This window comes from Mesorhizobium sp. P2_F8, from assembly GCF_056403655.1.
The window spans coordinates 669,590-696,305 of the sequence record NZ_JBFUFB010000001.1; the positions used below are offsets into that span (position 1 = coordinate 669,590).

General features: G+C 62.4%; 30 protein-coding genes and 2 pseudogenes. 11 read left to right on the forward strand and 21 right to left on the reverse strand.

What is annotated here, in order from left to right; all coding sequences use genetic code 11:
• Positions 1–5: 5 nt before the first annotated feature.
• Genes AC1DZP_RS03200 through ccoN form a run of 6 tightly spaced genes read right to left on the reverse strand, consistent with a single transcriptional unit; the run spans position 6 to position 4,489 of the window.
• Positions 6–788, reverse strand: a complete 783-nt coding sequence (locus AC1DZP_RS03200) for a DUF2189 domain-containing protein (RefSeq protein WP_477300107.1) — start codon at positions 786–788, stop codon at positions 6–8.
• A gap of 50 nt (positions 789–838) precedes the next feature.
• Positions 839–1,069, reverse strand: coding sequence for a hypothetical protein (locus AC1DZP_RS03205; protein ID WP_245331065.1), 231 nt, complete (start codon positions 1,067–1,069; stop codon positions 839–841).
• On the reverse strand, positions 1,066–1,947 hold the full coding sequence (gene ccoP / locus AC1DZP_RS03210) for a cytochrome-c oxidase, cbb3-type subunit III (RefSeq protein WP_477300108.1): 882 nt from the start codon (positions 1,945–1,947) through the stop codon (positions 1,066–1,068). The genes AC1DZP_RS03205 and ccoP overlap by 4 nt, the downstream gene beginning before the upstream one ends.
• Positions 1,938–2,108, reverse strand: a complete 171-nt coding sequence (locus AC1DZP_RS03215; RefSeq protein WP_095084121.1) for a cbb3-type cytochrome c oxidase subunit 3 — start codon at positions 2,106–2,108, stop codon at positions 1,938–1,940. The genes ccoP and AC1DZP_RS03215 overlap by 10 nt, the downstream gene beginning before the upstream one ends.
• Positions 2,105–2,842 carry a cytochrome-c oxidase, cbb3-type subunit II gene (ccoO, locus tag AC1DZP_RS03220; RefSeq protein WP_477300109.1) on the reverse strand — a complete coding sequence of 246 codons (738 nt, stop codon included), beginning with the start codon at positions 2,840–2,842 and terminating at the stop codon, positions 2,105–2,107. The genes AC1DZP_RS03215 and ccoO overlap by 4 nt, the downstream gene beginning before the upstream one ends.
• Positions 2,843–2,845: 3 nt before the next feature.
• Entirely contained in the window at positions 2,846–4,489 is a 1,644-nt protein-coding gene (gene ccoN / locus AC1DZP_RS03225) for a cytochrome-c oxidase, cbb3-type subunit I (protein ID WP_477300110.1), read from the reverse strand.
• 296 nt (positions 4,490–4,785) lie between these two features.
• On the opposite strand from ccoN, the gene AC1DZP_RS03230 reads away from it, so the two are divergent.
• On the forward strand, positions 4,786–6,429 hold the full coding sequence (locus tag AC1DZP_RS03230) for a SulP family inorganic anion transporter (protein WP_477300111.1): 1,644 nt from the start codon (positions 4,786–4,788) through the stop codon (positions 6,427–6,429).
• A gap of 43 nt (positions 6,430–6,472) precedes the next feature.
• On the opposite strand, the gene AC1DZP_RS03235 is transcribed toward AC1DZP_RS03230, so the two are convergent.
• A complete protein-coding gene (locus AC1DZP_RS03235; RefSeq protein ID WP_477300112.1) occupies positions 6,473–8,023 on the reverse strand; it encodes a CYTH and CHAD domain-containing protein in 1,551 nt (516 codons plus the stop codon).
• Between the two features lie 84 nt (positions 8,024–8,107).
• On the opposite strand from AC1DZP_RS03235, the gene AC1DZP_RS03240 reads away from it, so the two are divergent.
• Both AC1DZP_RS03240 and ppk2 read left to right on the forward strand, forming a co-directional pair.
• Complete coding sequence (locus AC1DZP_RS03240; protein WP_477300113.1) at positions 8,108–9,787, forward strand: SulP family inorganic anion transporter; 1,680 nt, start codon at positions 8,108–8,110, stop codon at positions 9,785–9,787.
• 48 nt (positions 9,788–9,835) lie between these two features.
• Positions 9,836–10,660 carry a polyphosphate kinase 2 gene (gene ppk2 / locus AC1DZP_RS03245; RefSeq protein WP_477300114.1) on the forward strand — a complete coding sequence of 275 codons (825 nt, stop codon included), beginning with the start codon at positions 9,836–9,838 and terminating at the stop codon, positions 10,658–10,660.
• A 29-nt stretch (positions 10,661–10,689) separates the two neighbouring features.
• Here ppk2 and AC1DZP_RS03250 read toward each other — a convergent pair whose 3' ends face one another.
• The gene (locus tag AC1DZP_RS03250; protein WP_425352276.1) at positions 10,690–11,154 is read right to left on the reverse strand and encodes a histidine kinase; all 465 of its coding nucleotides are present in this window, start codon (positions 11,152–11,154) and stop codon (positions 10,690–10,692) included.
• Between the two features lie 277 nt (positions 11,155–11,431).
• Here AC1DZP_RS03250 and AC1DZP_RS03255 point away from each other — a divergent pair.
• From AC1DZP_RS03255 to AC1DZP_RS03275, 5 genes and pseudogenes are all read left to right on the forward strand, one after another.
• Positions 11,432–11,629, forward strand: a pseudogene (locus AC1DZP_RS03255) (adenylate/guanylate cyclase domain-containing protein); the annotation flags it as partial.
• Positions 11,583–12,304, forward strand: a pseudogene (locus tag AC1DZP_RS03260) (XRE family transcriptional regulator). The pseudogenes AC1DZP_RS03255 and AC1DZP_RS03260, both read left to right, overlap by 47 nt.
• A 232-nt stretch (positions 12,305–12,536) precedes the next feature.
• Positions 12,537–12,797, forward strand: coding sequence for a hypothetical protein (locus tag AC1DZP_RS03265; protein ID WP_477300115.1), 261 nt, complete (start codon positions 12,537–12,539; stop codon positions 12,795–12,797).
• A gap of 57 nt (positions 12,798–12,854) precedes the next feature.
• Positions 12,855–13,106 carry a hypothetical protein gene (locus tag AC1DZP_RS03270; RefSeq protein ID WP_457153733.1) on the forward strand — a complete coding sequence of 84 codons (252 nt, stop codon included), beginning with the start codon at positions 12,855–12,857 and terminating at the stop codon, positions 13,104–13,106.
• Between the two features lie 4 nt (positions 13,107–13,110).
• A complete protein-coding gene (locus tag AC1DZP_RS03275; RefSeq protein WP_477300116.1) occupies positions 13,111–13,371 on the forward strand; it encodes a hypothetical protein in 261 nt (86 codons plus the stop codon).
• Here the strand turns inward: AC1DZP_RS03275 and AC1DZP_RS03280 are convergent.
• The 4 genes from AC1DZP_RS03280 to AC1DZP_RS03295 are packed head-to-tail and all read right to left on the reverse strand — an operon-like array spanning position 13,368 to position 15,587.
• Positions 13,368–14,261: an energy transducer TonB family protein gene (locus AC1DZP_RS03280; RefSeq protein ID WP_477300117.1), complete on the reverse strand. Its 894-nt coding sequence runs from the start codon at positions 14,259–14,261 to the stop codon at positions 13,368–13,370. The two genes, AC1DZP_RS03275 and AC1DZP_RS03280, sit on opposite strands and share 4 nt — an antisense overlap.
• Positions 14,258–14,725: a TonB system transport protein ExbD gene (exbD, locus tag AC1DZP_RS03285; protein ID WP_477300118.1), complete on the reverse strand. Its 468-nt coding sequence runs from the start codon at positions 14,723–14,725 to the stop codon at positions 14,258–14,260. Before exbD ends, AC1DZP_RS03280 begins: the two co-directional genes overlap by 4 nt.
• Before the next feature lie 26 nt (positions 14,726–14,751).
• The gene (gene exbB, locus AC1DZP_RS03290) at positions 14,752–15,468 is read right to left on the reverse strand and encodes a tonB-system energizer ExbB (protein WP_477300119.1); all 717 of its coding nucleotides are present in this window, start codon (positions 15,466–15,468) and stop codon (positions 14,752–14,754) included.
• Positions 15,459–15,587, reverse strand: a complete 129-nt coding sequence (locus tag AC1DZP_RS03295; RefSeq protein ID WP_477300120.1) for a hypothetical protein — start codon at positions 15,585–15,587, stop codon at positions 15,459–15,461. Before AC1DZP_RS03295 ends, exbB begins: the two co-directional genes overlap by 10 nt.
• 75 nt (positions 15,588–15,662) lie before the next feature.
• Between AC1DZP_RS03295 and AC1DZP_RS03300 the strand changes: the two genes are divergently transcribed.
• Both AC1DZP_RS03300 and AC1DZP_RS03305 read left to right on the forward strand, forming a co-directional pair.
• Positions 15,663–15,854, forward strand: a complete 192-nt coding sequence (locus AC1DZP_RS03300; RefSeq protein WP_477300121.1) for a hypothetical protein — start codon at positions 15,663–15,665, stop codon at positions 15,852–15,854.
• Positions 15,820–16,494: a cysteine hydrolase family protein gene (locus AC1DZP_RS03305; RefSeq protein WP_477300122.1), complete on the forward strand. Its 675-nt coding sequence runs from the start codon at positions 15,820–15,822 to the stop codon at positions 16,492–16,494. The genes AC1DZP_RS03300 and AC1DZP_RS03305 overlap by 35 nt, the downstream gene beginning before the upstream one ends.
• Positions 16,495–16,510: 16 nt before the next feature.
• Here AC1DZP_RS03305 and AC1DZP_RS03310 read toward each other — a convergent pair whose 3' ends face one another.
• Both AC1DZP_RS03310 and AC1DZP_RS03315 read right to left on the reverse strand, forming a co-directional pair.
• Positions 16,511–17,452 (reverse strand): LLM class flavin-dependent oxidoreductase, encoded by a 942-nt coding sequence (locus AC1DZP_RS03310; protein WP_477300123.1) that lies wholly within the window; start codon positions 17,450–17,452, stop codon positions 16,511–16,513.
• Positions 17,453–17,589: 137 nt separating this feature from the next.
• On the reverse strand, positions 17,590–17,745 hold the full coding sequence (locus AC1DZP_RS03315) for a hypothetical protein (protein WP_095084108.1): 156 nt from the start codon (positions 17,743–17,745) through the stop codon (positions 17,590–17,592).
• 291 nt (positions 17,746–18,036) lie between these two features.
• On the opposite strand from AC1DZP_RS03315, the gene AC1DZP_RS03320 reads away from it, so the two are divergent.
• Positions 18,037–18,804: an SDR family NAD(P)-dependent oxidoreductase gene (locus AC1DZP_RS03320; RefSeq protein ID WP_477300124.1), complete on the forward strand. Its 768-nt coding sequence runs from the start codon at positions 18,037–18,039 to the stop codon at positions 18,802–18,804.
• 28 nt (positions 18,805–18,832) lie between these two features.
• Here AC1DZP_RS03320 and AC1DZP_RS03325 read toward each other — a convergent pair whose 3' ends face one another.
• From AC1DZP_RS03325 to AC1DZP_RS03355, 7 genes are all read right to left on the reverse strand, one after another.
• Positions 18,833–19,777, reverse strand: a complete 945-nt coding sequence (locus AC1DZP_RS03325; RefSeq protein WP_477300125.1) for an ABC transporter permease — start codon at positions 19,775–19,777, stop codon at positions 18,833–18,835.
• Positions 19,774–20,829 (reverse strand): ABC transporter permease, encoded by a 1,056-nt coding sequence (locus AC1DZP_RS03330; RefSeq protein WP_477300126.1) that lies wholly within the window; start codon positions 20,827–20,829, stop codon positions 19,774–19,776. The genes AC1DZP_RS03325 and AC1DZP_RS03330 overlap by 4 nt, the downstream gene beginning before the upstream one ends.
• Positions 20,829–22,319, reverse strand: a complete 1,491-nt coding sequence (locus tag AC1DZP_RS03335) for an ABC transporter ATP-binding protein (RefSeq protein WP_477300189.1) — start codon at positions 22,317–22,319, stop codon at positions 20,829–20,831. Before AC1DZP_RS03335 ends, AC1DZP_RS03330 begins: the two co-directional genes overlap by 1 nt.
• Before the next feature lie 268 nt (positions 22,320–22,587).
• Positions 22,588–23,619: a BMP family protein gene (locus tag AC1DZP_RS03340; RefSeq protein ID WP_477300127.1), complete on the reverse strand. Its 1,032-nt coding sequence runs from the start codon at positions 23,617–23,619 to the stop codon at positions 22,588–22,590.
• Positions 23,620–23,772: 153 nt separating this feature from the next.
• Positions 23,773–24,978, reverse strand: coding sequence for a 3-oxoadipyl-CoA thiolase (pcaF, locus tag AC1DZP_RS03345; protein ID WP_477300190.1), 1,206 nt, complete (start codon positions 24,976–24,978; stop codon positions 23,773–23,775).
• A 2-nt stretch (positions 24,979–24,980) separates the two neighbouring features.
• Positions 24,981–25,778 (reverse strand): CoA-transferase subunit beta, encoded by a 798-nt coding sequence (locus AC1DZP_RS03350; RefSeq protein ID WP_095084103.1) that lies wholly within the window; start codon positions 25,776–25,778, stop codon positions 24,981–24,983.
• On the reverse strand, positions 25,775–26,632 hold the full coding sequence (locus tag AC1DZP_RS03355) for a CoA transferase subunit A (protein ID WP_477300128.1): 858 nt from the start codon (positions 26,630–26,632) through the stop codon (positions 25,775–25,777). The genes AC1DZP_RS03350 and AC1DZP_RS03355 overlap by 4 nt, the downstream gene beginning before the upstream one ends.
• Positions 26,633–26,716 lie beyond the last annotated feature (84 nt).

A 26,716-nucleotide genomic window follows, 5' to 3' on the forward strand; every position in this document is an offset into this window, starting at 1 on the left:
CGACGTCATTTGATTGCCTTGTACGCCTGCCAGGTAGCGTGCCCGAGCAGTGGAAAGACGACGATCAGGCCGATCATTGCTGTCAGCAGGCCGACCGCGGTCAGCGCAAGCACAATCGCTCCCCAAGCGATCATGACAGGCCGATTGTTCCAGACGCGGGAAATGCTCATGCCCATTGCCGTAAAGGCGTCCGTCCGCTCGTCGAGGAGCATCGGTACCGAGAAAACGCTGATCGCAAAGGAAAACGCCGCGAAAACCCCGCCGACGACGGTGCCCGTGGCGAGCATGGCCCATCCGATGCCCGTGGTGAATAGCATCGAAGCAACATGGTCGAGGCCTGGAAACGGCCGCAAACCGAAGAACAGCGCATAGAGAATGACTGCGGCTCGCATCCACAGCAAGGCTAGCCCCAGCATGATGAAGCCGGTGAACAGGACCTGGGCGCCGGAGGCCGGCCTGACGAAGATCATGCGCCGCAGCGAAACCGGCTCGCCGGCCTCAATCAGCCGGCTCTTTTCGTAGAGACCGATGGCGACAAGCGGACCGACGACCATGAAGGCAGCGATGGCGGGAAACAGGATGTAGTCGAGACCGAGGAAGAAAAGTCCTCCGACGATCGCGACTGAAACGATGAACACAGCGAGGCCGTAGGCGAGGCTGGAACTCGGCTCTGCCATGAGGTCACGCCAACCGGCGCGCAGCCAGCCGAGGGCGGCGCCGGCTGGAAGATGGCGATTGCGGGCCCCCACGTAGGTAGGGCCATCCGCTGTCAAATCGACATTGCCCATTGTGATGTTCCTTCCTGCCCTGCCTGGTTCATTGCCGTGTTCGCAAGGCCCTAGCAAGCCGGATCGGCGGCTTGGTAGAGGCCTCCCGGAATGGCGGCTCGTGACACCTTGCTGTGTGGAACGCAGTCCGGCTGCGACATGAATGCCACGTAGAGGAAATGCGCGTTTGCAACGGTGAATGTGGCAAGTCCAGCGGCAACCAAGGCGACCGCCAAGGCCTTGCCGCGCGAGAATGCCCGTGGAGCGATCCCTGCTTCTGTTTTTTCAGCGGCGACCGTCACGATCTTTTCTCCGAAAGTGACAGGACATAAAGTGCGAGGATCTTGCGCTGGGTCGTCGAAAGGCGCTGCTCCCAGGACGGCATCTGTCCTTGGTGCCCCGAATAGATCGACGTGTGGATCGACTGGCTATCTCCCCCATAGATCCAACTGGCATCGGTGAGATCAGGAGCGCCTACGTCTTGTTTGCCTTTGGCATCCTCTCCATGACAGGCAACACAGTTCGCGACAAAGACTTCCTTTCCGCGAGAAACGGCCTCAGGCGAAGCGACGGTGGGTTCGTTCGACCCGCCGAGAGACTGAACGTAGGCACGCACATCGTTGATCTGCGCTAGGTTGAGGATTCCGTCACGGCCGAAGGCGAGCATCTGCGAGGTCCGTGTTTCGTCATGCGCTGAATTGATCCCAACGCGCAGCGTTTCGACAATGGTCTCTGGATTACCGCCCCACAGCCATGCGGCTGCCGTCAGGTCGGGGAAACCCTTACCTCCTGTGCCACGAGCTCCGTGGCACGCCGCGCAATTGTCCTTAAAGAGCGTCGCTCCGGCTTCGCGTACGGTTTCCATCAGCGCGGGGTCGGCCCTGATCGCCGGGAAATCCATCTCGTCAATCCGCTTCGTCCATACCGTGCGTTCGGCGGTGGCCTCTTCGACCTGACGTTCGACCGTCGTTTTCTGATCGACCCCAAGCAGGCCCTTCGTGTAGGTCCGCCCCAAGGGCCAAGCAGGCATGAGGATCCAGTATCCCACCGCGAACAGGGTCGTGAGGACGAGAAACAAGATCACGACCCGCGGTACCGGAGTGTAGAGCTCCTTTATGCCGTTCCATTCATGACCCGTCGTCAGCTGCCCGGTGACGGGATCGCGTTCGCCTACTTCCATGGCTTGTCGTCCTCATCGAGGATGTTCTTCTTGGCCGCGTGGAACCGCTCTAAGTTCGAAGGCCAGAAAACATAGATCAGGACGCCAACTGCCATAGCGATCAGGTAGAACAGCCCCCAGCTCTTCGTGAAGCCGACGACGGTGTCATGGTCGAAGTTCATTTTGCAGGCTCCGCGGCTGCCGCCTGTTTGTAGGCAGCGTCGGTGAGATGGCCGATGATCTGGAGATAGGCGACCAGAGCATCCATTTCCGTGATGGTTCCCGGATCGCCGTCAAAAGCCCTGACCTGCGTTGCCTGCCCGTAGCGCTTGACAACGCCGGCGGCGAAATCACCGTCCGGAGCGGCCTGGCCGAGAGCATCCTGGGTCGCGTTGGCAATCATGTCGTCCGTGTAGGGAACGCCGACGTCCCTGAGAGCGGCCAAATGCTCGCCGAGGTCGTCGATGCGCAGGGCGTTGCGCTGCAGCCAGCCATATTTCGGCATGACGGATTCCGGCACGACGTCGCGGGGATTGATCAGGTGGGCGACCTGCCAGGCGTCAGAATATTTGCCGCCGATGCGGGCCAGATCCGGTCCCGTGCGCTTTGATCCCCACAACATCGGATGATCGTATTTAGATTCTACGGCGAGCGAATAAGGACCGTAGCGTTCGACTTCGTCGCGCAGTGTTCGGATCATTTGAGAATGGCAGGCGTAGCAACCTTCGCGCGTGTAGATGTCGCGCCCAGCCTGCTCCAGCGGGGTGTAGAGCCGCATGTCCTGCACGTTCTCGACCGTGTCGTCGATCGTGAACAGTGGAGCGATCTCGACAAAGCCGCCAATGCTGGCGACGACGACGATGGCCAGAACGAAGCCCATGGCGTTGCGTTCAATCTTGCGATGAAATTCGGCCATGTCCTACTCCCCCGGCGCGGACGCGAGCCTGGGCTCGGGGAGGTCTGCGGACTCAGAGGCGACCTCCGCCTCGCCACGGATCGTCATCCAGATGTTGTAGGAACCGACGATAGCGCCCATAAGGAACAGAAGACCGCCAAAGGCGCGCGCGATGTAGTAGGGATGCATGGCGACCATGGACTCCACAAAGGAGTAGGTCAGCGTTCCGTTCTCGTTGTAGGTCCGCCACATCAGGCCTTGGATGATGCCCGAATTCCACATCGCGAAGACGTAGATAACCGTTCCGATAATGGCCAACCAGAAATGGACTTCGACCAGCCGCGCTGAATACATACGCTCGCGCTTCCAGAGCCACGGAACGATACAGTAGATCGAGCCGAACGTTATCAGCGCGACCCACCCAAGCGCGCCGGCGTGTACATGTCCGACGGTCCAATCAGTGTAGTGGGATAGCGAGTTGACCGGGCGAATGGCCAGGAACGACCCCTCGAACGTGGTCAGTCCGTAAAAGACCGCCGCGGCCATCATGAAGCGCAGGGTCGCATCGTCGCGGACCTTGTGCCAGGCGCCGTTGAGCGTGGCGAGTGCGTTGCCGGCCGAAGCCCAGGAAGGTACCAGCAGGATCAGCGAGAAGGTCATGCCCAGCGTCTGAACCCATTGTGGCAACGCCGTGTAGAGCAGGTGGTGGGAACCCGCCCACATGTACATGAAGGTGATGCCCCAGAAACTGATGATGGAAAGCCTGTAGGAATAGATAGGCCGCCCGGCCCTCTTTGGCAGGTAGTAATACATCATGCCGAGAAAGCCGGCCGTAAGGAAGAACGCGACGGCGTTATGGCCGTACCACCATTGAACCATCGCATCCTGGACACCTGAAAAGACGGAATAGCTCTTGGCGTGTCCGAACGATACCGGGACGGCAAGATTGTTCACGATGTGGAGGATCGCGACAACCAGGATGAAGGCCATATAGTACCAATTGGCGACATAGATGTGCGGTTCCTTCCGCCGCGCCAGCGTGCGGATGTAGATGGCAAAATACGTTACCCAGACGACGACCAGCCAGATATCAGCATACCATTCAGGCTCGGCGTATTCCTTCGACTGTGTCACGCCCATGAAGTAGCCGGTCGCCGCGACCACGCAGAACAGATTGTAGCCGATGAGCACGAACCATGGGCTGAACTGGTCCGGCAGCCGCGCCCGGGACGTGCGCTGGAGAACGTGGAAGGAGGTGGCGATCAGCGCGTTGCCGCCAAACCCGAAGATGACGGCGCTGGTATGGGCGGGGCGCAGGCGGCCGAAGCTCGCCCACGCTGCATCGAAGGTCAGGTCCGGCCACGCGAGCAGGCTTGCGACCCAAACGCCGAGGAACATGCCGACCACCGCCCAGGCCATCGTCAGCACAATGCCGACCTTGCTGGGGTCGTCATAGTAATGCTCCAGCCGTTCTGGAGACGGCTCCGGTGCGTAATACGCGCCGAGCACCACAAAAATGAGACCACAGCAAATTGCCAAAACGATGAAGCCATGCACGCCGATTGGGTCTGCGCGCCCGGCGGCAGCCATGGCCAGCCCTAGGAGGGCGACAAGCGAGAGAACAACGATCGCAAGCTGGCGTTCGCCTGTTGTGAGCTGTGCAACCATATCAAGTGTCCCCCACTTGGTTGAACACAAATACGCCTACGTGCATTTCATATGATCCCCTTGTTACCGCATTGTCCAGAATAGTTTCGGCTGCCCGGCACCACTGGATCGCCCGCCCGTCAAGCTGCCGCTGCCTCATCCGCTTTCATTTGAAGGCGGACCGCACTGCCAACTGATTAGAGCCCAGGACGGTGCGTAATTGAGCGCCCTTCCTTGCCGAGGAGTTACGCGCTATGTTGAGAACCCATAACTGACATCAACAAGGTCGCTCGATTAACGAGCGCTGGCAAAGCGGCGTGAGAACTCCCTCGGTCGTTGCAGTCCAACGCCTCGATGTGGTCGCAGGTCTGACGGCCGCAGCCGTCGTCCTGCCTAAGGCGATGGCCTACGCGACGGTTGCGGGCCTGCCGGTAAGTATCGGGCTTTACACGGCGTTCGTGCCGATGATCGTCTACGCGCTGCTGGGCACATCGCGTGTCCTGAGTGTAAGCTCTACGACCACCCTCGCGATCCTCGCCGGGACACAGCTCGGGCTCGCAGTTCCGGACGGTGACCCGGGCAGGCTGATCACCGCGACTGCGACGCTCACCGCGCTGACCGGAGCCCTGCTGATCGGGGCCTTCGTGCTTCGCCTCGGGTTCGTCGCCAATTTCATCTCGTCTCCCGTTCTAACCGGCTTCAAGGCCGGCATTGGCCTTGTGATCGTACTCGATCAGGTGCCGAAGCTGCTTGGCTTACACATTGCGAAGGAAGGCTTCCTGCGCGACATTTTGAGTGTGGCGCACCATTTGCCCGACATGTCGGTGCTCACTCTGATCATCGCCATCGCGGCAATAGTCGCGCTGTTGGCCATGGAGCGGCTCTGGCCCCATTCGCCAGCTCCCCTCGTCGTGGTGAGTGCCGGGATCGTGCTTTCGTGGTTCCTTGGCTTGGATTCCTTGGGCGTTGCCACCGTGGGGTTCATTCCACAGTCGCTCCCGTCGGTCACCTTGCCCAGTCTCAGCCTTGTCCAGCAACTCTTGCCCGGCGCTCTCGGCATCGCATTGATGAGCTTCACCGAAACGATCGCCGCCGGCCGAGCCTTTGCCGACCCCGCCGAGCCACCCATCAAGCCCGACCGCGAGCTTCTTGCAACCGGCGCCGCCAACCTGGCAGGCGCTTTGTTCGGCGCCATGCCGGCGGGGGGTGGTACCTCCCAGACCGCCGTGGTCCGCGCGGTCGGCGGACGCACGCAGATGGCGTCGCTCGTCACGGCCGCCGCCGCAGCAGCCACCATGCTGCTGCTTGCCCCTCTGCTCAGCCTGTTGCCCCAGGCTGTGCTGGCGGCAATCGTGATCGTCTACTCGATTGGACTAATTCAGCCGGCCGAGTTCATCTCCATCCGCAAGGTCCGGCGAATGGAGTTTCGATGGGCGCTGGCGGCCTTCCTTGGCGTGCTTGCCTTCGGCACGCTCCAGGGCATCGTCGTGGCGATTGTCCTGTCGCTGGCGGGCTTAGCCAGTCAGGCGGCGAACCCAAACGTCTACGTTATCGGCCGCAAACGGGGAGCCGACGTACTCCGGCCGTTGTCGTCCGAGCACCCGGACGACGAGACATTCGAGGGCCTGTTGATCCTTCGGCCTGAGGGACGGCTCTTCTTCGCCAATGCTCAACGGGTCGCGGATCGGATCCAGACCCTGGTCGCCGAGCATAAGCCGCGTGTCCTCGCGCTCGACATGAGCCGGGTTTTCGACATCGAGTATTCAGCCCTCCAGATGTTGATGGAGGGTGAACGCCGCATGACCGAGCAAGGCGTGACGTGTTGGCTGGTAGGGCTGAACCCCAGCGTACTTGAATACATCCGGGCCTCAGGCTTCGCCAATCGGCTGGGACCCGAGCGCCTATTTTCCAATGTACGGGCGGCCATTCAGCATTATACGACGCGTTTCAACCAAGACTAATTAGGCACTCATTGACGCTTGTGTCAGACATGTCGGTGCCGAGTTACTTCCAGAAGGGGCGGATCTCATCCAGGTTTTCCCACAAGGTTTTTGCGCCAGCCCAGCCGAATTCGGCGCGCGCCTGGCTCGCCCCAATCACCCATCCGATGGCGCGTTGCGCGGCCGGATCGCCGGCGCCGGGCGCTTCCGCCTCCGTCAACATGGCTCTGACCATCGCCGCGTCGTTCAGGTCGCCGAAGACCGCCTGAAGTTTCTTCAATTGCTTCAGGAACTGTTCAACACGTTTCGCCGGGTACAAGGGAGAGAAGAACTCAACCGCATAGCGCAGCGTCTTCAGCTCTTTCCGCAGGTCGTGGCGTTGCTCAACCGTCAAGGTCTCAAGTCCGTGCGCGCGCTTGCTAACCTTTTTCCAGCGCTTGCTGAGTGCCTTGCCGGCCAACTCGACGACCGGCGCTGCAAGCCGCTCGGTCTGGCCAAAATCCTGAGGAACGAGCCAGCCCCGGGCCTCCACGAACCGCGCCAGGTCGATCAGGAACGCCTGCACGCGCGCCTCGGGGAGAAGCTTGCGAAGGTGATCAAGCTGCCGCCCCGCCTGCCGCGAGAGAGCATCGGCCAGGGGCGGCAAACCCGGTTCATCCACGTGGGCCTCGGCCTCCCGTCGCACGATGTCGTTCGCCACCACGTCGATATCCCTGAGACGCCCGACCTCCTGACCAAGCCAGCGGGCTTCCATGTTGAGCCGCGTCATTTCCGGGCTCTTCAGAACGGAAACGCAGGCAGAGAACGCGCTTCGCAATCGGCGCAGGCCGATCCGCAACTGGTGCGGCCCTTCGGGATCGTCCAGCTTCCGGATGACCACGACATTCGTGGCGATCTGCTCGAGGCACTCGCGAAGGACGTCGCGTGCCGCCTGCTCGGCGATCTGAGCCCGATCGAGCGCAACGTCCTCGGCATTGCGGGGCGCGAGCGGCGGGTCGATCCATCCCTGTTCCGCGAGGAGATAGCCGCGCGCCGCCTTGGAAAGGCAGGAGAACCTCAGGCCCCCGTCAGGAAACAGTAGATGCGCGATGTCGAACAGTCCGCCCAGGCTGCCCTCGATGGGTTCGATCTCGAGTTCACGCAACTCGGCCGAGCGCTCCCCCGCGTGGATTTCGCCGATGTCTATTGCCAGTTCCGCACGCGTGCCGTCCTCAAGGGACAGCTCGCTGACGGAGCGCCTGATCACGGTCTCGCAGACGGGCTCAAGCGGCGCGCCGTTCACGCGGCGAATGACCTCTTCCCGGACCGCTGCGTCGGGAATCGCTTCGAGACATGGCCGTCCGCCTGGAGCCGGATTCTCCACTTCGCCAACCTGCGACAAGCCGCCATGCAGCTCTGGCTTGGTCTTGACGGTCTGTATCCAACGTCGCCCGTCGCGCCGGAGTCTGAGCGCGACTCCTGCCTTCTTCAGCGCATGACCAGGGGTGTCGAGATAGATGCTTCTGAGCGTCCTGGTTTTCGGGCGGCCAGTAGCCAGCTTAAGCGCCTTCACGCGCGCGCTCAGTTGGGTCGACGTCGGTTCGTCGAGGAGAAATTTTAACTCGATCTCGCTCATGGCTGATTGATGTCAGGCCTTTTACAAATCTGTAGACTTAGTTTACGCTAATAAAATTGCTATGCCAGCTAAGGATTCAACCCGGTGGGCGTGCGCCTTCCCGTGCCTGCAAGCCTTTCCGGTTATCAACTGGGCTGGCTGCGAAGCGATGTTTCCGCCGGGCTTGCAGTTGCCGCGGTTGGGCTTCCCAGTGCCATCGCCTACCCCGCGATAGCGGGCCTGCCGCCAGAGACCGGCATCTACGCGAGTATCGCGCCGCTGGTGGCCTACGCGATCTTTGGCCCCTCGCGTCAGCTCATAGTCGGCCCGGACGCGGCTACGATGACGGTGCTCGCGGCGGTTTTAGTTGCCGTTACAGCGAGCGTGCCAGTCGGGCTCGAAGTGGACCGAACAGCGGTCGCAGCAGTCCTTGCGCTTGGCGTTGGGCTGTTGTGCCTGGCGGCGTGGGTGCTTCGGCTCGGCGTTCTTGCGACCTTCCTCTCGCGCCCCATTCTGACGGGGTTCTTCATCGGTATCTCGTTTTCGATCCTGATCGGGCAAATCGGTCGCTTCACCGGAGTCAAGATCGAGGCGGAAGGCCTGCTCGGACCGGTCCTCGAACTTCTGCGCAAGGCCGGATCGATACATTGGCAGTCTCTCCTGCTGGCCATGGGGATGTTCGGTTTGTTGCAGATCGTACGGATCATGCGTTTTCCGGTTCCCGGGCCAGTGCTGGTTGTGGTCCTCGCCGTAGTGCTTTCAGCCGCCTTCGACTTTGAAGGACGCGGCATTGCCGTAGTCGGCGATATTCCGACAGGGTTGCCCTCGTTGTCGTTGCCAGCGATTGCTGGCCTTCCGATCCAGACGCTGGTCCTCGGCGCTGCGGCGATCTTCGTCGTGAGCTACGGCGCCGGCATCATTACGGCCCGCAGCTTTGGGGCAATAGGCGGCTACCCGGTCGATCCAAATCGCGAGCTCATCGGATTTGGCGCTGCGAACATAGGCGCGAGCCTTTTCGGCGCCTTCCCGGTTACGGCCTCCGACTCGCGCACGGCGGTTAACTTGTCCGTTGGCGGACGCTCGCAAGTTTCGAGCATCGTGGCTGCCGCGGCCCTGATCGCGACACTGCTGTTTCTCGGGCAGACCCTAAGGATTATCCCGATCCCTGCGCTCGGGGCGATTCTTGCGGCTACTGCAATCAGCCTGATCGATCTCGCGGCCCTTAGGCAGATTTGGCGCATCAGCCGCATGGAGTTCGTCTTCGCGCTCATCGCGATGTGGGGTCCGATCGGTCTGGGCGTGCTCAACGGGGTCGTCATCGCGATCGGTGCGACGCTCGTCTATGTCCTGCGCAAGCTGATGTTTCCCCGCGACGCCATGCTCGGCCGTGTTCCAGGCCATGACGGCTTCTACAAACTGCATCGAACGCCCGAGGCCCGTCAGGTGCCCGGCCTTGCTGTTTGCCTTATCCAGGGCAGCCTGCTGTTCTTCAACACCGATTACGTCGCATCGCGGCTGCGGTCCATTGCCGAGGAATTGCCGATCGACACCCGCTGGCTGCTGATCGATGCAAGTGCAATTTCCCAGATCGACAGCTCGGCAGCTGCAATGCTGGAGGAGCTATTTGACGAATTGCGCAATCGCGGGATCAGGTTTGGCCTAGCGGACCTTCATGCCGAAGCGCGGGACATCCTTGTTCGGGCCGGCGTGATCGAGCACATCGGCTCAGACATGGTTTTCGACATTCTCGAAGACGCGTATCATGCGTTCGAGGCCCGCGCATGACAGTTCAAGGAATTTGCACCGTGTGATTTGTGTTGAAGGGAGGAACCCATGGGTAAGAAGAAGAACAAGTCGGCCGTCGTATCTGAGCATGTGGAGGAAAAATCGGAAGGGAAAAATTATGCGAAAGAACTCGCCCGGTTGCATATTGAGCTTGCTCACCTTCAGGCTTGGGTGAAGAAGACTGGCGCCCGCATCGCGATCGTTTTCGAGGGCCGTGACGCCGCCGGGAAAGGGGGAGTGATCAAGCGCCTGACCGAGCGGGTCAGCCCGCGGGTGTTCCGGGTCGTCGCGCTGCCGGCGCCGACCGATCGGGAGAAGACCCAACTCTATATGCAGCGCTACTTCGCGCACTTTCCTGCGGCAGGCGAGGTCGTCATATTCGACCGCTCCTGGTACAACCGTCCCGGCGTCGAACGCGTCATGGGTTTCTGCAGCGACAAGCAGGCGCGACGCTTTCTCGAACAGGTACCGACTCTTGAGGCCGCCATTGTAGAAGGCGGCGTAACGTTGCTCAAATACTTCCTCGATGTGAGTGAGGAAGAGCAGGAACGGCGTTTCCGGCAGCGTGCCGACGACCCCCTTCGGCAGTGGAAACTGAGCCCGATGGATGTTGAGTCATACAATCGTTGGTGGGAGTACACCCACGCCTACAACGAAATGATCCGTGCAACAGACACAAGGCATGCGCCCTGGTGGATCGTGCCGTCGAACGACAAGAAGAGCGCCCGCATCAACTGCATCTCGCACATTCTGAGCTCAATCCCCTATGAGCGCGTCGAGTTCGAAAAACCGAACTTCAGCAAACGCCAAAAGCGACCCGACGACTTCGTGGACGACGCAACTCCGCGCAACGTGGTTCCGGACGTGTTCTGACCAGCCGCTTCAGAAACCACCACTGGTTTTTATTTGCGTTCCGGCGCCCAATTGAGGAAGAGGCCGATGTCACCAGGAACTCCGCCCGGGAAGTTAATAACCATGGCTTTGAGCTTGTAACCTTGCGGCTTCCCAATGTCCAGGTAGCGCTGGTAGAATTGCTTGGCTTTACCTTGGAGGGTTTCGGTCCATTGCGGATCAGAGCTGTTGATGGCTCGGCCGCTGTCGGTACACAGGTCCGAAGGGAAGCTGTATACTAGTGCTTCGTACTTGCCATTCTTGACAGCGTTCATCACCAGGCGGCGGACCATTGCGATTTCATCGTCGTTCACTTGGTCCTTCAGGAAACTGTTTGTAAACTTCGTGAGTTCCTCATTCTCTCTCGCTCGCAGTTTTTCCTGCTTGTCTACCTCTGCCATCTGCTCCTTCAGAAGAGCCAATCGCAGTTGCTCAGCACTTGGCGGGGCTGCACTTGTGTCTACGTCTTTGGCCATTTGCTCCCTCCACCGAACCGTCCGAGAATTGAACACCAAAGCCGTCGTCGGCCTCGTTCGTTGGGCTCAATTCATGTCACCCAACCGCAAGACGCAAATCAGCATGGGTAGTCGACTAAGGCAGGCTGCCAGCCGCGCGTTTAAGGGGATCGGCCGCCGCGGCAAGAAGTCTTGTCTTCGCAATCAGCTACCATTCCATAATGGCATCTGGGGACATCAAGGTCAATTCGCGACAGGCGGCAGACTGTGCCTCGACAGAGATGCCGCTACGACCGGTCGCTTGATCGTCGACGCGGTGCGCTACGCCATCGAGGTGCAGGCCGCCATGCTCGAACGCAATGCAGGTGTTACGATCGAGCGCCCTATTGAGTTTCGCATCGGAATCCACACAGGAGACGTCGTTGAGGAGAGCGACGGCGACCTCATGGGTGACGGCGTCAACATCGCGGCGGGCCTGGAAGGCGTCGTTACCGCAGTTCGAACGCTACCTGCAAGCACAGACCGTTCCTAACAAGGCCACCGCCAAGCTGATATGCGACTTCCGGGTCGATGAAGCTGAACTGTACCGGGATCCCGGTGTCCCCGAGCCCAGGGGGCGTGGCCTGCCGCCAATTTCCCAGAGCCTGTTCCCTCAGATGATCCGCCCTCCCAGTCCATCGATCGCGGGAGGCACCTATTTCGCCTATTTTTTCGATTCCGCACCACCCCGACCCGTTGATGCGATCGGTGACCTTCGTGCGGCGCGAAGCCGAAACTGGTCACCTTCAGAAGGGTCACCGGATGGTCGGAACGGCGGGGATCGGCATGGGCACAGGCGCGCGGCAACCACCATGGGGAGGCGAACTTGCGTCTGAACTGGATCTATTTCAGCGGCATCAACCGCCGCCAGACTGGCGAGCCGTCGCTGATCTCCGTGCAATAGGCCCCCATCTCCGAACCGACGCTGACGGGCAAGGCCATGCTTCTGACCGAGGCTTGGCCGACATTCGTGTCCGTCATCATGCGGCGCGACATATCCAACATCCGCCCGAGGCACGCCATCAGCATGGAAAATGTCGTCAGGCTCGGCCATTCGAGCGTCGACCAGCTGGCGGTCAGCCTCACCCGGGACGGGCTAAGCCCTCCCGGCCACGCTGTTTACGCTAAATAAGAATAAAAATGCACCAAAAGAGCGCATACCAACGATTGTCAAACTCTGCATCTGAACAAAATCGATATTTTACACTTAACCGTCAGGAAAGATAAGTCGCAAGGCCGCCTTTTGCGCGCTCCTTTACTACAATTTTAACAAACCATTAACTCTTTCGACCTTACCTTTCTTGTCGTGAATCCCCGTTTTTAGGGTCTTTCAACGGTCCCATGAGGGTCAAGAAGGGATGAAAATGGCCAAGAAAGCGACCCCCGCTCCGAAGCTGACGATTGCCGCCGGCACGCAGACTGTCTTCTTTTCGCAGGCCGGGCATATCGGCCAAAACATGATGCCTGCGGCGACCAATCATGGCCCGTCGGCATGCCCCACCGCCGCGCTCGGTCATTCGGCGATCAACCGCCTGCTTGGTCTCGTTCGCCTCACCGATGCGCCGATCTATGACCATATCGACACCGCAAACTGCCCGCCTCCGGTGGGTCGGTCAATTAATTAGTCGGCTTATTATACCAGTGACGCGTCCCTGAGTTCCACCAGATGACAGGAGAAGCACGTGCCAAACCAATCCTTACGTCAGTCGGAGATCGATAGTCTTCAATACATCTCGTCGATGACCAATGAGCTCGTGCAGATGGCTGAAGCAAACCGCTTTCCCATGATCTCCTATCTGCTGGGCATGGCCTATGCCGAAGCCTTCGACGTCCTTCGCGGCGCACGGCCGGCCAGGCATCCGCAGCTCAGCGGCAACCCGCTGCACCCGAAGGCGCAGCCAAAGGACAATCGCGCTCACGCAAGGAGAGCGTAGCCGCATGCAAGCGCCAGCCGCATGCGCGGCGGCAGGTTCGACCCTCCGGCCAAACCGTTGGGAGACACTGTGCGCGTTGCAAAGCCTGCTGCCGCTGCTGAAAAGAGCCGCCGCAGATCTCGGCAGCGCCGACATGGTCTACTGGTTCGAACAGGCCGATACCGAGGTCGCCAGCATCATCAAAGGCAGGCCGTCCGATGCGGCCGCCATTGCGGCCTTGATTGCATTTGCAGGCCGGCCTCATCTGAATATCAACAGACCTTAGTTGCGCAGGCTGAACACGAACGGTGCCGTGCGGCTTTGGCGCGCGCCAAGTTCCGGCGGCGGTGCCGGCACGGTGGCGCCTTGCAGCACGGCGAGCGCAGCACGGTCCAGATCGGCATCCCCGGAGGAACGGGTGAGCCTGGCAGACAGGACCCGGCCGGACGAGTCGACCGTGAAGGCGACATACGGCTTGCCTTCCACGCCTCGGGCCTTGGCTGAACTGGGATAGCGCGTGTGCCGCTTGATCCAGGCCCCCAGGCGGGAGTCCCACTTGCTGGAATCGCCGGACCGCGATGCCGATTCCGCCGACTTCGGCGCGGCCGTCCTGGCCGCCGGCCTCGCATCGGCACTGGCGATGCTTGCCGTGTTCGGCGGCGCCGCCTTCTCCTTCTTCGGCCGCGGCTTTGGCTTCTCGACTGGCTTTTTCGCCTTGGCCTCGACCGGCTTGGGCTGCGGCAATGGAATAGCCACGTCGGGTGCGACGGCCTCGACAATATCGGGGACGACCTCATCCGGCGGCGGCTGGTCGACCTGTTCAGCCACCTCGGTCTGGGTGGGTTCGGTCTGATCGGGCGGGACGACTTGCCGCTGTTCGACAACCGGCTGCGCCTTCTCGGCCGCGGGCGTCGGCTCGGTCTGATCGGATGTCACCGCGTCTAGCGCGGCCACCCGTTCCTCGACCGCCGGCATCAGCACCATCGGCGCCATCTCGATCACCTGGGCTGGTGGCGGGCCACCATCGGCTTCGTCGACCATGCTGAAGTTCTGCACGGCATAGGCGACCGCGACATGGGCTCCAAGGACCAGCGCGGCCGCACCCGCCCACAAGCCAAGGTCGCGCCGGCTGAAGCGCGACAACTCGACCAAGGGCAAGGCGGCCACTTGCGTCATGGCACTGCTGCTCTGGTGGTCGCAGGCACCGGGGCATCGGCCGCGGGACCGGTTTCCAGGCCGACCAGCGCGATCTTCAGATAGCCCGCCCCGCGCAGCAGGTTCATCGCCTCCATCAGGTCGCCATAGGCCACCGCCTTGTCGGCGCGCAGGAAGATGCGCGTCTGCTTGTCGCCCTTCGTCCTGCTGTCCAAAGTGGCGGCGAAAGCCGGGCGTGGCACGCTGTCGTTGCCGATCGCCAGCGTCAGATCGTCCTTCAGCGTCAGGAACAACGGTGTTTCCGGCCGCGGCGCGGGCGTAGCGGTCGAGCCCGGAAGATCGACATTGACATCCACCGTCGCCAGCGGTGCGGCGACCATGAAGATGATCAACAGCACCAGGATGACATCGATGAACGGTGTGACGTTGATCTCGTGGCTTTCCTCGAGATCGTCGTCCATGGTCTGTCGGATTCTCCTTGCCATGGCCTTGCTCCGCTAGTCCGCCACCATCATTCCGCGGCCATCGCCGTTGCCGGCGCGACACTGCGGAAGTCCAGGTCACGGCTGACCAGCCGTTCGACACCCGCCGAGGCATCGGCGAGGATCTGCCGGTAGCCGGCTATCGAGCGCGCAAAGACGTTGTAGATGACGACAGCCGGTATGGCAGCGACAAGACCCATCGCCGTGGCCAGCAGCGCTTCGGCGATGCCAGGCGCGACCACAGCGAGATTGGTGGTCTGCGCCTGCGAGATGCCGATAAAGGCGTTCATGATGCCCCAGACGGTACCGAACAACCCGACGAATGGCGCGGTCGAGCCGATCGTCGCCAGCAGGCCGGTGCCGCGCGACATGCGTCGTGACGCCGCCGCCTCGATGCGCGACAGGCGCGAGGTGACCCGTTCCTTCAGCCCATCTCCCGAGACATGATCGAGCGCTCCGGCCGAGAGTGCGACCTCCTCTTCCGCCACCCGCACCAGAAGCGCGCCGGGGCCGCTGCTGCGGTCGAGCGCACGGCTGGCCTGCTTCAAGGTGGCGGCATCGCTGATCGCCCGTACGGCATCACGGATGCGCAGCTTGCCGGCGAAAATCTCCAGCGATTTGGCCAGCCATACCGTCCAGGTGACGAGGGAGGCGAAGGCCAGCCCGATCATCACCGCCTTGACGATGATATCGGCCGCCATGAACATGCCCCATGGCGACAGATCGTGCGGCAAGGTTAGTTCCATTGCTGTCGAAGGCCCTCCAGATCGAGCGAAACCGGACCGAGCAGCGTCCGCTCGCCGACAGCAACGCGCACCGCGTCGATGTGGAAGGCCGTCTGGGCATCAATTCCAGCCACGGTCATGGCTCTTCTCCAGTACGGCCGCCGCAATTCCAGATACTGGTTGTCGACAGGCCGATGCCAGGTTGATTATAAAACATGACATTGCTAGTCAACATTGAAGATGAGTGTAACGATCAACAATTGGTCGCGACCGTCAATATCGGCGCGAAATTCGGATCCGCGCCGCCGGCATCTGGTGTCGTCGCGTTGTTGCAAAGTGCTATGGTGCCGGTCCAAAAAACGGAAGCCAACGATGATCAAGGCGACGCCCTTCGACTTCCCTTATGACGGCAGGCTGGTCGCCGAAAACACCGCGCTCGTCGTCATCGACCTGCAGCAGGATTTCCTGTCGACGACGGGCTATTTTGCCAGGCAGGGATATGACCCCTCGCCACTGAGGGCGATCCTGCCGAACGTGGGCCGGCTGATCGCCGCCGCCCGCAAGGCCGGTGTCAGGATCATCCACACGAGGCAGGGTTATCGGGCTGACATGGCCGACATGGCGCCTTATGAGAAATGGCGCCGCAAGCGCGCCGGTCTCGAAGGCACCGAAATCCTGCTTCGTTCGGGCCCGGGGTTTCAGATCGTTCCGGAGATCGATGTCGCGCCGCATGACATCATCGTAGACAAGACCTGCAACAGCGCCTTCACCTATACGGATTTCGAGCTTGTGCTGCGCGCGCAAGGCATCACACATCTGATGTTTACCGGCTGCACGACGGATGTCTGCGTCCACACTACGCTGCGCGAGGCCTGCGACCGCAACTTTCAGTGCCTGACGATTTCCGATGCCTGTGCCAGCGGCGATCAAAAGGCCCATGAGGCAGCGCTTCATATGGTGACGGTCGAGGACGGCGTCTTCGGCGCGCTGGCGGAGTCTGCCGCCGTCATCGAAGGCCTGTCGCGGCTGAGTGGCGCGACAGGTTGATTCCAAGGGCGCCTGCTCAGCCCGCTGCACGCACCACTTGCTGCACGCGCGGCGCATATGCCCCGGGCTGCGGCACCTCCGCCTCACGACGCGCCAGCGAATTGCGCAGCAGGGCGATCGTTTCACGGCCGGCCGTTGCGATCTCGCGCGGCGTGTCGACGCCGACAATCATGAATTCATCGATCCCGAGAGCTGCATAGGCCAGCAGCGACAGGGCCGCCTGGGCCGGCGGCCCGGCAACATCGACTGCCTTGTAGCCGGCGGCGGAAGCGCCCCGGTGAATCCTGACCGGAAGCGCAAAGCGAAGCTTGCCGGCTCGGCCATGTTCGGCTGCGGCGCCGCGCACGCGCTCCATCAGCTGCCGGACCTCGTCGATCGAACCCGGCGCCAGTTCAAAGACATCGGCATGCCGACCGGCCACCTTGAGCGCCGTTCCGGACTGCCCGCCCATGCGGATGACGAGATCGGCGCCGTGCGGACCCTTGCGCGGCACATAACCGCCTTTGATGCTGTAGAACGCGCCTTCATGGTCGAACGGCCGGTCGTTCGACCACAGCCGCTTCAACAGCACCAGATATTCGTCGATGCGCTGCCAGATGACCGTGTGCCCGACCGGCCGCGTTTCGGCATCGTCGTCGTTCAGCGGTTCGCTGATCATCCTGAGCGCCAGCCGTCTGCCGCTCTTCCTGTCAATCAACGCCAGCTGGCGCGCCGCCACCGTCGGTTCGACCACGCCCGCCCAGTGGGTGAGCACGACTTCCAGCGACGACGTCCGGTCCAGCACCTGGGCTGCAAGATCCATATTGGTCAACAGCCCGGCCGAATCGTCGACGACGATCTTTCTGAAGCCGCCATCCTCGATCAGCCCGAGCTTGGTCGCGGTCTCGGCAAAGTCGTAGAAAAAGGGAACAGCGGCGTCGGCGGTCTTGCTGGGGACATGCGTGAACTCGATCGGCATTGCCATCTCCTCCATCTCTGGAATCACTGATGCTGTGAAATTCGAATCCCAGCCGCGCGAAAGCGCACCGAGGATCCGGTTCATTCAACTCCGATTGCCTGAAAGCGTGGGCGGCTAGTCCCGGTCGATCTGACGACTCAGGGAATGAGGCCCAGAACAACTGCCCCGGTGAACACGAACGCAAGGGCAAAGACGATATAGGCGAAAGCACCGGCATAGGCCGGACGAAAGGCCTGGGCGTTGACCAGCCGCTGGCTGCTGCGATCCGTCTGGGCGTTCTGGATATAGGACATATCGACCTCCGTCTCGCCGGTTAATCTATAAAACTTGTAGACTTTGTCGATTGCTATTTTTCGACCATGGGTAGAATAACTTTCTGACATCTGATCAGGAATTGGTACCGAGTTGCTGGGATGGCGTGCTTTGGCCACAGGTCGACCCGTCACGCCGTGCATTGCTCTTGTCTTGAATGAACCTATGGCCTTGTCCTCACCGCACCCAATTCATGCATTGGCCGCCCGGAGCGCGCACGATAGCATCGTGCAATCGGCAAACACGAAATCGTCTGACAGGGGAGCAGGAAAATGGGTGCAAGACTGGCCGGCAAGGTCGCCGTCATTTCGGGCGGCGCGACGGGAATGGGCGGGGCGGCTTCGGAACTGTTCGCCGCGGAAGGCGCCAAGGTGGCGATCATCGACCGCAATGGCGAGGCGGCGGCCGCAACCGCGGCGGCGATCCGCGCGCGGGGACACATAGCCGAACACTGGGTCGCCGACGTGTCCGATGAAGCCCAGGTCGAGGCGGCGGTGAAGGGCGCGACCGAAAAACTCGGCCCGATCACCGTCCTGTTCAACCATGCCGGCACCATCGTCATAAAGCCCTTCCTGGAGACGACGGTGCAGGAGTGGGACTGGCTGCATGCCGTCAACGTGCGCTCGATGTTCCTGATGACGCGCGCCGTGCTGCCCGGCATGATATCGGCCGGCGGCGGCTCGATCGTCTGCACCTCGTCGATCTCGGCGGTGGCGGCGACACCGATGGAGGTGCTCTACGACACCACCAAGGGCGCCTGCCACATGTTCGCGCGCGCCATCGCCGTCGAGTTCCGCGACCGCAACATCCGCTGCAACGCGGTCTGCCCCGGCTTCATCCGCACGCCGCACGGCCTGCGCGAGGTTGCCGATCTCGGTCGCCTCGGCATCGATGTCTCAGACGCCGCACTGGCCGCGCAGCAGGGCCGTATCGGCGAGCCGGAAGAGGTGGCCAGGGCCGCGCTTTACCTGGCCAGCGACGAATCCAGCTTCGTCAACGGCACGCATCTGTTCGTCGACAATGGGTTTACGGCGATGTGACCAGCGGGACGCTGACAGCCCTTGGCTGTCAGCGCTCCTCGCGACGAAACGGCTTGAGCAGGGCCGACGGCGCCACCGCGTTGCGCGACATGACAGCCATGGCGACAATGGTGAAGATGAAGGGAAGCATCAGGAATGCCTCGTAGGGGATATGCCCCAGCCCGCTCGCCTGCATACGCAGTTGCAAGGCATCGACAAAGGCGAACAGCAGCGCAGCCCCTGCCGAACGCCACGGATCCCAGCGACCGAACACGACCAGCGCGATCGCCACCCAGCCGCGCCCCGACACTACGCCGAAGGTGAAGGCGTTGAACTGCGCCATCGACAGGAAGGCGCCGGCAAGCCCCATCAGCGCACCGCCAAGGATGACCGCTTGGAAGCGCGTTGCGATGACGCTGACACCGGCAGAATCGGCGGCGCGCGGATTTTCGCCGACCATGCGCACCGACAGGCCCCAGGGCGTGCGGTAGAGGACGAAGGCGGCCAGCGGAATGGCAAGGATCGCCATGTAGACCAACGTAAACTGGTTGAACACCGCCGGCCCGAGCACCGGGATGCTGGAAAGGACCGGGATCGGCAGCGTCTCGAACCCCTTGATGCTTGGTGGCACCGATTGCTGGCCGAAGATCAGCCGATAGAGGAAATAGGCGAGGCCCGAGGAGAACAGCGTGACACCAATGCCGCAGACATGCTGGCTGAGGCCCAGCGCCACCGTGAACAGCGCATGCAGCGCGCCCATCAGCATGCCGGTCAGCACTGCGACGAACACACCTAGCCACAGGCTGCCGCTGAGGCTGGTGGCGGTGAAGCCCGTCATCGCCGACAACAGCATGATGCCTTCGATGCCGAGATTGAGCACGCCGGCACGCTCGGAGAACATTTCGCCGAGCGTCGCAAACGCCAGCGGCGTAGCGATGCGGATGATCGCGGCCAGGAAGCCGACCTGAAATATCTGTTCGAACACCGCGCTCATCGGGCCGCTCCGACGCGGCGGATGCGGTAGGCGGTGAACAGCAGCGCCACCAGCATGGCAAGCAATGCGGTGCCCTGGATGACATCGCTGAGGAAGGCCGGCACGCCGGTCGCACGCGACATCGCCTCGGCGCCGGTCATCACGGCGGCCAGGAAGATCGCCGCCGGCACCACGCCCAACGGATTGAGCCGCGCCAACATGGCAACGACGATGCCGGAATAGCCGTAGCCCGGCGAGATGTCGCTCATCACCTGGAAATGCACGCCGCCGACCTCGCCGACACCGGCCAACCCGGCCAGCGCCCCGGACAGCAGCGCGGTCGAGATCAGCACCCGCTCGACATGGATGCCGCCATAGCGTGCGGCCTCGGGATTCTCGCCGGTGACCCTGATCCTGAAGCCGAGCGTCGTGCGCACGATCAGGAACCAGATCAAAGGCGCCGCCAGCAGCGCCACGACAACGCCGAGATGCAGCCGCGTGCCTTCGAGCAGCACCGGAAAGTTGGCCGAATCCTCGATCGGCGGCGAGATCGGATAGCCGCTGAAACTGTCTTTCCACGGCCCTTCGATCAGCGCCATCAGCGCATAGTAGATGACCGAGTTGAGCAACAGCGAGCTGACCACGTCATCGACCTTGAATTTGACCCGCAGTGTCGCCGGCACCAAGGCAACCGCCGCGCCGGCGGCGGCACCGGCCGCCGCCATCAACAGCATGGCGAGCGGCCCCGGCATCGGGATCGCGCCGACAAAGCAGCTCGCGACCGCGCCGGCCAGCAATTGCCCCTCGGCGCCGATGTTCCAGAATTTTGCCCGGAAGGCGACCGCCACCGCCAGCCCGGTGAAGATCATCGGCGCGGCACGCACCATCGTTTCGGTGATCGCGTAGCTGTCGCCCAGCGAGGCCGTGAACATCACGCCATAGGCTTCGATGACGCCGGCGCCGGCCAACGCGATCAGGCCGCTGCACAGGACAAGCGTGGCTGCGATCGCCAGCAGCGGCAGGGCCAAATTGAACCAGGCGGGCGTCGAGGTGCGGACTTCCAGGCGAAACATCAGCTGTGCCCCTCCGCGCCGGTCATCATCAGCCCAAGCCGGGCCACCGTCGCATCGGCGCTGTCGAGCGTGCCGGCGATTCGGCCCTCATACATCACCGCGATGCGGTCGCAGAGCACCAGCAGTTCCTCGAGATCCTCGCCGATGACGACAATGCCGCAGCCCTTGGCCCGCATGTCGAGGAACTTTTCGTGGATGAAGCGGGCGGCTCCGATGTCGAGGCCGCGCGTCGGCTGCGAGACGATCAGCACCTTCGGATCGAAGGCCAACTCGCGAGCCAGCAGCGCCTTCTGCAGATTGCCGCCCGACAGCGCCCCGGCGCGGGTCATCGGCCCGGGGCAGCGAATGTCGTAGGCCTTGATCTGCGCCTCGGCGAAGGCGCGGATCGCATCCGGCTTGAGCAGGCCCCTGCTGCTGAACGCCGCCGTGCCGATGCGCGGCAGCACCATCGAATCGGCGAGCGGCAGGTTGGTGACCAGGCCGGTCGTCATGCGGTCTTCCGGGATGCAGCCGAGACCGAGCGCCTGCACCTCGCGCGGCGAATACCCAGACACTTTCTGGCCGGCAATGGTCATCTGGCCTGCATCGGGCACGCGCACGCCGGAGATCACTTCCGCCAGGGCGCGCTGGCCGTTGCCCGAGACACCGGCAATGCCGAGGATCTCGCCAGCGCGGACGGCAAGCGACACGTCGCGTAATGCCGTGCCCGAATGCCGCGATGTCGAAATACCGTCGAGCGTCAGCACCGCTGCACCGGGGGTCGATGGCCCCCTCGCCGGCGGCACGATCTCGTGGCCACACATCAGTTGCGCCATTGCGGCCGACGTCGTGTTGGCGGGGTCGTCGACACGGCCGGCGACGCGGCCATGCCGAAGCACCGTGCAGCGATGGGTCAGCGCCCGCACTTCATTGAGCTTGTGCGAGATGAAGATGATGCCGAGGCCCTGCGCCGCCATCGAGCGCAGCGCCGAAAACAGCCCGTCGACCTCCGTTGGCGCCAGCACCGCCGTCGGCTCGTCGAGGATCAGCAGTCTGGCGCCACGAAACAGCGCCTTGACGATTTCGAGCCGCTGCTGCTCGCCGACCGACAGCGCCGACACCGGAAGGTCGGGATCAAGCGTCAACCCATGCTGGCGGCCGATTTCCGCCAGCCGCGCCAGCCCGCCGGCGCGGTCGATCCGCCCTGATCTGCCTGATATGCCGATGAGCAGGTTTTCCAGCACCGTCAACCGCGGCGCCAGGTGAAAATGCTGGTGCACCATGCCGATGCCGGCGGCCAGCGCATCGGCCGAACTGGTGATCCGCACCGGCTGGCCCTGGATGAGGATCTCACCAGCATCAGGCGCATAGGCGCCGAACAGCACGTTCATCAGCGTCGTCTTGCCTGCGCCGTTTTCGCCGAGCAGGCCAAGGATCTCTCCCTGAGCGACGCTTAGATCAACGGCCTCGTTTGCCTTGACCGCGCCGAAGCTCTTGGTAATGCCGCGCATTTCGATGAGTGGGACGGGCGTCGGCAAAGATACTCCTGTTCGGAATTGGCTTTACGATTCAGCTTTGACTGATGGGGTAGCGCTACACCCCCCTCTGGCCTGCCGGCCATCTCCCCCTCAAGGGGGGAGATCGGATGTGACTTTGGCTTTCGGCACTTTTCTACTTGGAAGAAGAGTGCCGTCAACGAAGCGGCCAATCTCCCCCCTTGAGGGGGAGATGTCCGGCAGGACAGAGGGGGGCGCTTAGCATCGCCCCTCAAAGCAAGCCTCAATCCGAAACCGGCGTGTTCTCGTCAACGTCGACGCGGAAATTGCCTTCGAGGATTTCGGCCTTCTTCTTCTCGACCAACTCCTTCACGTCCGCCGGCAGCGTCTTGTCGAACTTGTGGTAGGGCGCGAGCTGCGAACCGCCCTTGGCCATGCGCGAGAAATCGCCGTAGTCCTGCGCGGTGAAGACGCCGGCCTTCACCAGTTTGATCGCCTGCTGGACGGTCGGATACATGTCCCAGACCGGGCCGGTGATGACCGTGTCGGGGCCGAGGCTCGACTGGTCGGACATGTTGGAGATGGCGAGGATCTTCTTGTCCAACGCCGCTTCGATGACGCCGAAACGCTCGGCATAGATCACGTCGACACCGGCGTCGATCTGCGCGACGGCCGCTTCCTTTGCCTTCGGCGGATCGAAGAAGGAACCGATGAAGGCGACCTTCTTCTTGATGTTGGGATTGACCTCCTTGGCGCCGGCGAAGAAGGCGTTGACCAGCCGGTTCACTTCCGGAATGCCCATCGCCGCGACAGCGCCGATCGTGCCCGACTTCGACATCTTGCCGGCGATCATGCCGGACAGATAGGCTGGCTCGTGGATCCAGTTGTCAAAGACGCCGAAATTGGGTTCCGCCGGTCCGGCTCCAGAGCCGAACAGGAAGGCGGTCTTCGGGAATTGCTTGGCGGTGCGGCGCGATTCACGCTCGGCGGCGAAGGCATCGCCCAGCACCAGCTGGTAGCCACCTTGCGCATATTCGCGCATGACGCGGCTGAAATCGGCGGTCTGCACCTTCTCCGACCATTTGTACTCGATGCCGAGTTCCTTCTCGGCCTTCTGCAAGGCGACATGGATCTGGTTGTCCCATGGCTCCTCGATCGGCGTGGCGAAGATCGCCGCCACCTTCAGCTTCTTGTCTTTGCCAAACGCGGCGCCTGGCAGCATGGCCGCAGCCAGGCCAAGCGCGCCCAATTCCAGCACATTGCGCCGCGAAAGCCCTTCGCGTTTTATCTGGATTCTATTCTTCCGGTTTTCCATTGCATTCCCCTCTGTTCGACAGCCGTGTCGAGCCGGCTGTTCGTGAAAATGTCAGACAGGGAACTATGGAACGGGTCCGCACTTTTGTCCACATGGTCAAATTTGCACGCCCGAATCAGCCTCGATCTTAGCCGGCCAAGAAGAGGCTGCCGCTCAGGCCCGTTCGAGCGCGATCGCTATGCCCTGGCCGACGCCGATGCACATGGTTGCCAGCGCATAGCGGCCGCCGCGTTCGCGAAGCTCCAGCGCCGCCGTACCGGATATGCGGGCGCCCGACATGCCGAGCGGATGGCCGAGCGCGATGGCGCCGCCATTCGGATTGACGTGCTCCGCATCCTCGGCAATGCCGAGTTGGCGCAGCACGGCGATGCCTTGCGAGGCAAAGGCTTCGTTGAGCTCGATGACGTCGAATTGCTGCGGCGTCAGCCCAAGCCGCGCACACAGTTTTTGCGTCGCCGGCGCCGGGCCGATGCCCATGATGCGTGGCGCCACACCGGCGGCCGCACCGCCAAGGATACGAGCGATCGGCGTCAGGCCATATTTCTTGACGGCTGCTTCCGAGGCAATGATCAATGCGGCCGCCCCGTCATTGACGCCAGAGGCATTGCCGGCCGTCACCGTGCCGCCTTGCCGGAACGGCGTCGGCAATTTGGCCAGCGCATCGACCGTAGTGCCGGCACGGGGATGCTCGTCCTTCGAGACGACCACCGCATCGCCCTTGCGCTGCGGGATGGTCACCGGGGCGATTTCCTTCGCCAGCCGGCCATTGGCCTGTGCGTCGACAGCCTTGTCCTGGCTGCGCACGGCAAAGGCGTCCTGGGCCGCGCGGGAGATGGCGAACTCTTCTGCCACATTCTCGCCGGTCTCCGGCATCGAATCGACGCCATACTGCTTTTTCATCACCGGGTTGACGAAGCGCCAACCGATGGTGGTGTCATAAATCTCGGCGTTGCGCGAAAACGCGGCGTCGGCCTTGGGCATCACGAAGGGCGCGCGGCTCATCGATTCGACGCCACCGGCGATCATCAGTTCGGCCTCGCCCGCCTTGATCGCCCGCGCGGCGATGGTCAGCGCATCCATGCCCGAGCCGCACAGCCGGTTGACGGTGGAGCCCGGGATCTCCTTTGGCAGACCGGCCAGCAGCAGCGCCATGCGCGCCACGTTGCGGTTGTCCTCGCCGGCCTGGTTTGCGCAGCCATAGATGACGTCGTCGACGGCCTGCCAGTCGATACCGGGATTGCGGTCGACCAGTGCTCTCAGGGGTATGGCGCCAAGGTCGTCGGCGCGCACCGAGGACAGCGAGCCGCCGAAGCGGCCGATCGGCGTGCGGATGTAGTCGCAGATATAGGCCTCGGCCATGTTCATGCAGCCTTTGCTTTTCCGCTTCCCTCATGCGCCGCCTTGGTACGGGCCTGCAGGTCGCGCAATGTCGTCAGTTCGAGTTCGCTTGGCGCCGGCGTTTCGTCAAGCGCCTCCGCGAACTTTACCATCCAGCCACAGGTCTCCTGCACCTGCTGGCGCGTGACACCGGGATGCAACGACACGACCGTGAATTCCTTGGTCACCGGGTCCGGCTTCCAGATGGCGAGATCGGTGATCAGCAAGGTCGGGCCCGCGGTGTCGATGCCAAGCCGCTTTCGATGATCGCCGCCCTCGCCATGGCCGAAGGAGGTGAAGAAGTCGATCTTCTCGACCATGCCGCGCCTGGTCTGCGCCATGGTGATGTAGATCTCCTTCGACGACGTCGCGATCTCCGGCGCGCCGCCGCCGCCGGGCAGCCGGGTCTTCGGGTGGAAATAGTCGCCGATGACGGTGGTGTTGATGTTGCCGAACTTGTCGAGCTGGGCAGCACCCAAGAAGCCTATCGAGATGCGGCCGCCCTGCAGCCAGTAGCGGAACATCTCCGGCACCGCGACGGTGGTGACCGCGGTTTCGCACAATTCGCCATCGCCGATCGACAGCGGCAGCACGTCTGGCGCGGTGCCGATCGTGCCGCTCTCATAAATCAAGGTGATGTCGGGTGCATGCGTCAGCCGCGCCACATTGCAGGCGGCGGACGGCGCGCCGATGCCGACGAAGCAGACATCGTCATTCCGCAGCGCGCGGCTGGCGGCGATCGTCATCATCTCGTTGGGGGTGAAGTCCGGATTGTCGCTCATGCCGCTTTCCTCAGATGCTCGACACGGGCCGCGAAATCGTCGGCGCTCTTCTCGATGACGTTCGCCTGCATCCACGCCTGGAATTTGTCCCGGTCGGCGGCGATCTCGTCCCATTCGAGATAGGCCGCATTGTCGCGCGCGTAATAGCCATGCGCGTAGGACGGATGCGAACCCCCGGGCACAACGGAGATCGCCGCGATCGTCCAGCGCGGCAGCACCGTCAGATTGGGGTGCAGATCGTCGAAAGTGTCGACCACTTCCTCGACTGTCACGACCGCTCGGCTAGCCGCCAGCACCGCTTCCTTCTGGATGCCGACGATGCCTTCGACCAGCACATTGCCTTTCCGGTCGGCCTTCTGCGCATGGATGAAAGTGGCATCGGGCCGGATCGAAGGAACGGCTGCCAGCACCTCGCCGGTGAACGGACAGGTCACCGATTTGATATTCGGATTCACTGCTACCAGCCCGGCGCCGCGATAGCCGCGAAACACCGCGCAGGGCAGGCCGGCAGCACCCGCCTCATAGGCGTTGGCCATGCCGGCATGGCTGTGTTCCTCGATCTCGATCGATCTGGGAAAACCGTTCTCGATGGCGTCGCGGGCGCGCCGCAGCAGGCCGACGCCGGGATTACCGACATAGGAGAAGATGATCTTCTTCGCCATGCCCATGCCGATCATCTGGTCGTAGATCAGGTCCGGTGTCATGCGGATCAGAGTCAGGTCGCGAAACCCCTGGCGGATCGCCTCATGCGCCGCCGCCGTCGGGATCAGATGGGTGAAGCCTTCGAAGGCGACGGAGTCGCCATTGTTCAGGTTCTCGGCCACAGCCTGTTTGAGCGGCAGGAACTTGACCATCGCATCGGGCTCCCGGGTTCAAGAAAGTTCGTATTGCGAACATATGTTTTGTATGCGATACTTTCTACGTTGAGTGAGAGGTTG